This is a genomic window from Lactobacillus nasalidis (assembly GCF_016587775.1).
Taxonomy (GTDB): Bacteria; Bacillota; Bacilli; order Lactobacillales; family Lactobacillaceae; genus Lactobacillus; species Lactobacillus nasalidis.
The window spans coordinates 1-5,437 of record NZ_BOCG01000143.1 but is presented as its reverse complement, the minus strand read 5'-3'; the positions used below and the strand labels follow the sequence as shown (position 1 = coordinate 5,437).

Below are 5,437 nucleotides of genomic sequence, written 5' to 3'. Positions count from 1 at the left end.
CTTCCTGGTTCAGAATCTTTGGTGCTGCCGGCTTCTCCCGCGGAGCCGTCACCTGGTGGCCGCGGCCCGGAAGCTGCTTGGAAGCTGCTTCTTCAGCCGCAGAATCGATCCCGGTGGCAATCACGGTCACCACTACCTCATCGCCCAGGTTCGGGTTGATCGAGGTACCGAAGATAATGTTGACATCTTCACCGGCCGCCGTTGAAACGATTTCTGAGGCATCCTGGGCTTCAAACAAGGTGAGGTCAGGACCACCGGTAATGTTGAGCAGGACCTGCTTGGCCCCGTCGATGGAAACTTCCAAAAGCGGTGAGGAGATGGCCATCTTAGTGGCTTCGACCGTCCGGTTTTCACCGCTGGCCCGGCCGATGCCCATCAGGGCCGCGCCCTGGTTTTCCATAACCGTCTTGACGTCGGCAAAGTCCAGGTTGACGTAGTCAGTTGACGTAATCAAGTCGGAAATGCCTTGAACACCCTGCTTGAGGACGTTGTCAGCTTCCTTGAAGGCTTCCATCATTGGCGTCTTCTTGTCAACGATTTCCAAAAGCCGGTTGTTGGCCACGATGACCAAAGTGTCAACGTATTCCTTCAGCTTGGCAATCCCCTCAGCGGCGTTCTTGGACCGCTTAGGGCCTTCAAAACTGAATGGGCGGGTAACTACCCCAACCGTCAGCGCGCCGGTTTCACGGGCGATTTTAGCGATTACCGGAGCAGCCCCGGTACCGGTGCCGCCGCCCATGCCGGCCGTAATAAAGATCATGTCCGCGCCTTTAAGTGCGTCCTCAATCGTTTCCTCGCTTTCCTCAGCGGCCTTTTGGCCGGTTTCCGGATGTGAGCCGGCGCCCAAGCCCCGGGTCAGTTTAGGTCCCAACTGAATCTTCACCTCAGCATTGTTGCTGTTCAAAGCCTGCACGTCAGTGTTGGCCGCGATGAAAGAAACGCCTTGCACGCCGTCTTCAATCATCCGGTTGACTGCGTTGCCGCCAGCCCCGCCAACGCCAATTACTTTGATAACTGCGCTGTTGTTGTCATCTGAATCAAAAGTAAAATCCAAAGCCATCTAAGTTTACCACCCTTAATCAAAGAACTTTCTGAAAAATGCAGCTAAGCCCTTGTTTTTATTTTCGTTATTATCGGTCTTCTTTTCATGCCGGGTTTGAGTGTCGACTGCCCCATCATGCTTAGTCTTATTATAAGCTAATTCAGTGTCATTTTCAGTATTGCGTGCCACTCTTTTAGCAATTTTTTGACTATTTGCGGCGCCGGCCGGCTTTTCATTGGAGGCAAAAGCCCCATTGTCGTAGATCACGGTATTTGCCAGATAGCCGATGTCGCTCAGCTCGTTGACGTAGTTGACGATCCCGTAAGCCACCGAGTAGACCGGATTACGCAGGCCGATCTGGGCCGGCTGGTAGATCTTGGCCTTGACGTCGTAGTCAGCGGCCACCAGCTCGTCGATTCCGGCCAGCAAGGCGCTGCCGCCCGTGATGATGACCCCAGCCGGCAAAGACAGGGCATCATGGTTGTAAAGGCCGCGGCCGACCCGGCGCAGGATCTGCTGCAGACGGGCGTTGATGATCTCGCTGAGATACTTTTCACTGACCAGGTTGTTCTGGTCCTTGCCGACCGCCTTGACGGCAAACTTCTCGTTTTCTGAAGCCAGCTCCGGTTCGGCATAGCCGTAATCGCGCTTCAAAGCTTCAGCATCGCTCATCGTGGTCGACAAAACAACCGAGATGTCATGGGTAATGTCAGCCGCGCCCTTCAAGTCAACGGTCGCGTACTTGATCTGGTTGTCGCGGATCACGGTTGCCGTCGTGCTGCCGCCGCCCAAATCCAGCAGAATCGCCCCGAAGGTTCTTTCCGCCTCATCCAGCGCTACGCTGGAAACGGCCATCGGCGCCGGCACGAAGAAGTTGTTCTGGATCCCGGCATGCTTCAAGACCGTGTTGATGTTGTGAACTTCAGCAGCCGGCGCCGTCATTACCAGCCCTTGAACCAGCAGCGACCGGGCAATCATGGTCCGGGGATCGTCAACGTCCTTTTCGCCGTCAATCAAAAAACGGCTTGGGAAGAAGGCGACCGCCTGCCGGTCTTTCTTTTTGGCGGCCTTGATGGCTGCCCGCATTACCTGCGTTACGTTTTCGTCAGTGACTTCCCGGCCCTGGTCAGAAATGTTGACCAGGCCAGTCGCGCTTTCCAGCTGCAGCATGCTGACCGGCAAAGCAGTCACTACCCGGAAAATCCGGCTGTTCGTTTTTTCACTGGCTTGCTGGATCGCGCTTTTGACTGATTCCGCAACCAGGTCAATGTCAACGATCTTGCCGTGCCGCATCCCCTTCGTGGGACTGGTTACTGCGCCGTAAACCTGAAGGCCTTGGCGGCCAGCATCAGCAACGACGACCTTGATACTCGTCGTACCAATGTCTAAGCCAACTAACAAAGTTGAATTGTCCAAGTTTCCTTCCCCCAATTCTATTATATAGATAATATCATAATGTTTTAAAGATACAAAGCTAAGACAGCCCGTATGCCTTTTTTTCCGCGCTGGTCAAAGGCCGAGTAAAGGCACCGACCTCCAGGTCAATGACGCTGTTGGTCGACAGATCCTGTTTAATCGAGTTGTAGTACTTAACCTTGGACTTGATCGTCGCGGTATTGCCGATGATCACGTTGCCGTCCTTCATGACCAGAATCATCTGCGTTTTGCGTCTGGTATTGCCGGACAGCATCTTTACCTGCTTTTTGAAATATTCAGGAAAAGAGTTGAAAATCTTCAGGTTGGTCTTCAAAGACACCTGCTTGCTGTAGCCGATGAAAAGCGGCTTGTCATGGTCGACCTCGCTCCAGGTCAGGCTCTTGGTCCCCAAGCCGCCGTTTGACAAAATCTTCCGGTAGCTGCTGCCGTCTTTGATGTAGCCGATGACCTTGCGTTCATGCACCTGCATCTTCAAGGTGTTCAAGCCTTCTACCGACAGGCTGACAGAAGCCACTTCCGGATACTTGGCAGCCAGCTTCTTGCTGATGCTCTTCTGCCCTCTCAAGGCATCGACCACCTTGTCTGACGCCTTGATCTGGGTGACTTCCACCATGCTTTTGGCATCCAGGTCGTCGGCACCGACCACCTTGACCGTGGAAACGTCAGCCAGCGGCGAGACGTAGTAAGCCAGAAAAGTGATGGCCAGAAGGCAGACAACAATGATTGAGCCCAGCCTGGTCAGCAGGCTGCGCCGCCGTTCTTTCTTCAGGGAAGGAAGCTGGCTCGATAATTTGCGCGATTCCTGCCCTTGGCCAGGTTCGTGTCGTAAAAATTTAGAAAGTTCCTCTTCGGGATCCTTGCGGGTGATCCGTTTTCGAGCCATTGCTTCCTCCTATTCGCTACTTCTTGGCAATTTCCTTCATGACCCGGATGACCTGGTCCGACGCGTCCGGCACGCCCAGAGCCTTTGAGGCCCGGCTCATCTTTTCAGCATAAGTCTGGTCCAAAAGCAGGTGGTCGATTGACGAAACGAAGGTGTTTTCGCTTAAGTCGTCTTCGGCAATCACCAGGGCAGCTCCGGCCTTTTCCAGGTCCATGGCGTTCTTCATCTGGTGGTTGTGGGTAACGTTCGGACTCGGGATCAAGATTACCGGCACGCCCAAAGCCGTGAATTCAGCCAGACTGGTGGCACCGGAACGGGAAACCACGCAGGTCATTTCCGGCAGCAGGCCCGGCATATTGGCGATATACGGCACCACTTTGATGGAGTCGCCGTAGTCAACGCCGTCCAGCTTCTTGGCGATAGCGTCATAGTAGTAAGTCCCGGTTGCCCAAATTACCTGGTAAGGCTTCTTCTTCAGTTCCATCAAGGACTTGAGCATGACCCGGTTGATGGCCAAGGCCCCGCGCGAGCCGCCGAAAACCAGGACCGTCGGAATCTGCGGATTTAGCCCCAGGTCAGCGGCCAGGTCAACCGGCTTGGCGTTCAGGCTCAGCACCTGCTGGGAACGCGGGTTGCCGGTCTTGACCAGCTTTTTCTTTTCGGAAAACTCCTTGGCCGCGTCGTCAAAGGTGTAGCAGATCCGGTCAACGTAGTGGCCCAGGAACTTGTTGGCGACCCCGACCACGGAATTGGATTCGTGAATCATGGTTGGAATCTTCATCTTGCTGGCCTCATAAACGATGGCCCCGCTGACATAGCCGCCAGTCCCCAGAACCACGTCCGGCTTGAAGTCGGTCAGAATCTGCTTGGCCCGCTTGGTGGCTTTCAAAAACAGCTGGATCGTCTTGAAGTTGTTCAAGGGATGCTTGCGGTCAAAACCTTGGATGTCGATCGTGGCAAAATTTACGCCAGCTGCCGGCACGATCTTGGACTCAAGCCCCTTCTTGGTTCCGACGAACAAAATCTCGTCGTCTCGGGAAATTCCTTCTTCCTTCAAGCGTTCAATCAAGGCCATGATGGGATAAATGTGACCGCCAGTGCCGCCACCAGAAAAAATAACTCTCATTTTTACTTTTCTTCCAATTCCTTTACATACTTAACAAAATATTCGCCGCGTTCTTCAAAGGTCTTAAACTGGTCCCAGGAAGCGCAGGCCGGTGAGAAGAGCAGAACGTCGCCGGCTTCGGCCAGCTTAGCTGCTTCTTGAACGCCATCGTGGAGGTTGTCAACGACCACGATGGTCTTGATGCCCGCCTTTCTGGCCGCGTCGGCCAGCAGGTAGCGGGTTTCGCCGTAGGTCACGATCGCCTTGACGTGCTTTTTAAACAAGTCGATCAAGGAGTCAAAAACGAATCCCCGGTCCAGGCCGCCGGCCAGGAGAACTTCCGGTTCTTTGAAGGACTGGATGGCAACCGTGGCTGCTTCGATGTTCGTTGACTTGGAGTCGTTGTAAACCCGCACGCCGTTGATGGTCGTGATGTACTGCAGGCGGTGCTCCGCGCCGGCGAAGGTCGACAGGACGGCCGCGATGTCATCCTTGCCTGCCCCCATCAAGCTGCTGATGCCGATCGCCACCATGGAGTTCTGCAGGTTGTGGATGCCGGGCAGCTTGATGTCAGCGATCTTCATCATCTTTTCTTCCCCGTGCATCAGGTAGTCCTGGCCGATGTAGAAGTCAGCTGCCGGGTCGGTTTCGCTGAAGGTCAAAAGCTTGGCACCAGTGGCCTTTTCTTCCTTGGCCAGGATGTCTTTTTGGTCGTAATTGGCCAGGAAGTAGTCGCTGGCCTTTTGGAAGCGGGTGATGTTCAGCTTGGCGTCGACATAGTTGTCAAAAGTCTTGTGGTAGTCCAAGTGGACATTGTTGTAAATGTCAACGATGGCTGCCACCTTCGGCTCAATGTCGGTGACTCCCATCAGCTGGAAGCTGGACATTTCCACGACCAAGAGGTCTTCTGGACCAGCCTGGTCCAAGACGACTTCTGAAATCGGCCAGCCGATGTTGCCGACGGCGTAAG

General features: G+C 54.4%; 5 protein-coding genes. All 5 read right to left on the bottom strand.

The genetic code is table 11. The annotated features are described in order from the left end of the window. A partial coding sequence (gene ftsZ, locus lacNas_RS02550; protein ID WP_201346558.1) for a cell division protein FtsZ occupies positions 1-1,060 on the bottom strand: 1,060 nt, incomplete at its 3' end. A gap of 15 nt (positions 1,061-1,075) precedes the next feature. After that, positions 1,076-2,458 (bottom strand): cell division protein FtsA, encoded by a 1,383-nt coding sequence (ftsA, locus tag lacNas_RS02545; RefSeq protein ID WP_201331278.1) that lies wholly within the window; start codon positions 2,456-2,458, stop codon positions 1,076-1,078. 58 nt (positions 2,459-2,516) lie between these two features. Further along, entirely contained in the window at positions 2,517-3,362 is an 846-nt protein-coding gene (locus lacNas_RS02540) for a cell division protein FtsQ/DivIB (RefSeq protein ID WP_201331277.1), read from the bottom strand. 16 nt (positions 3,363-3,378) lie between these two features. Continuing rightward, positions 3,379-4,488 (bottom strand): undecaprenyldiphospho-muramoylpentapeptide beta-N-acetylglucosaminyltransferase, encoded by a 1,110-nt coding sequence (gene murG / locus lacNas_RS02535; RefSeq protein WP_201331276.1) that lies wholly within the window; start codon positions 4,486-4,488, stop codon positions 3,379-3,381. A 2-nt stretch (positions 4,489-4,490) separates the two neighbouring features. Further along, positions 4,491-5,437, bottom strand: a 947-nt coding sequence (murD, locus tag lacNas_RS02530; RefSeq protein ID WP_201346557.1) for a UDP-N-acetylmuramoyl-L-alanine--D-glutamate ligase, incomplete at its 5' end; no start/stop codon positions are given.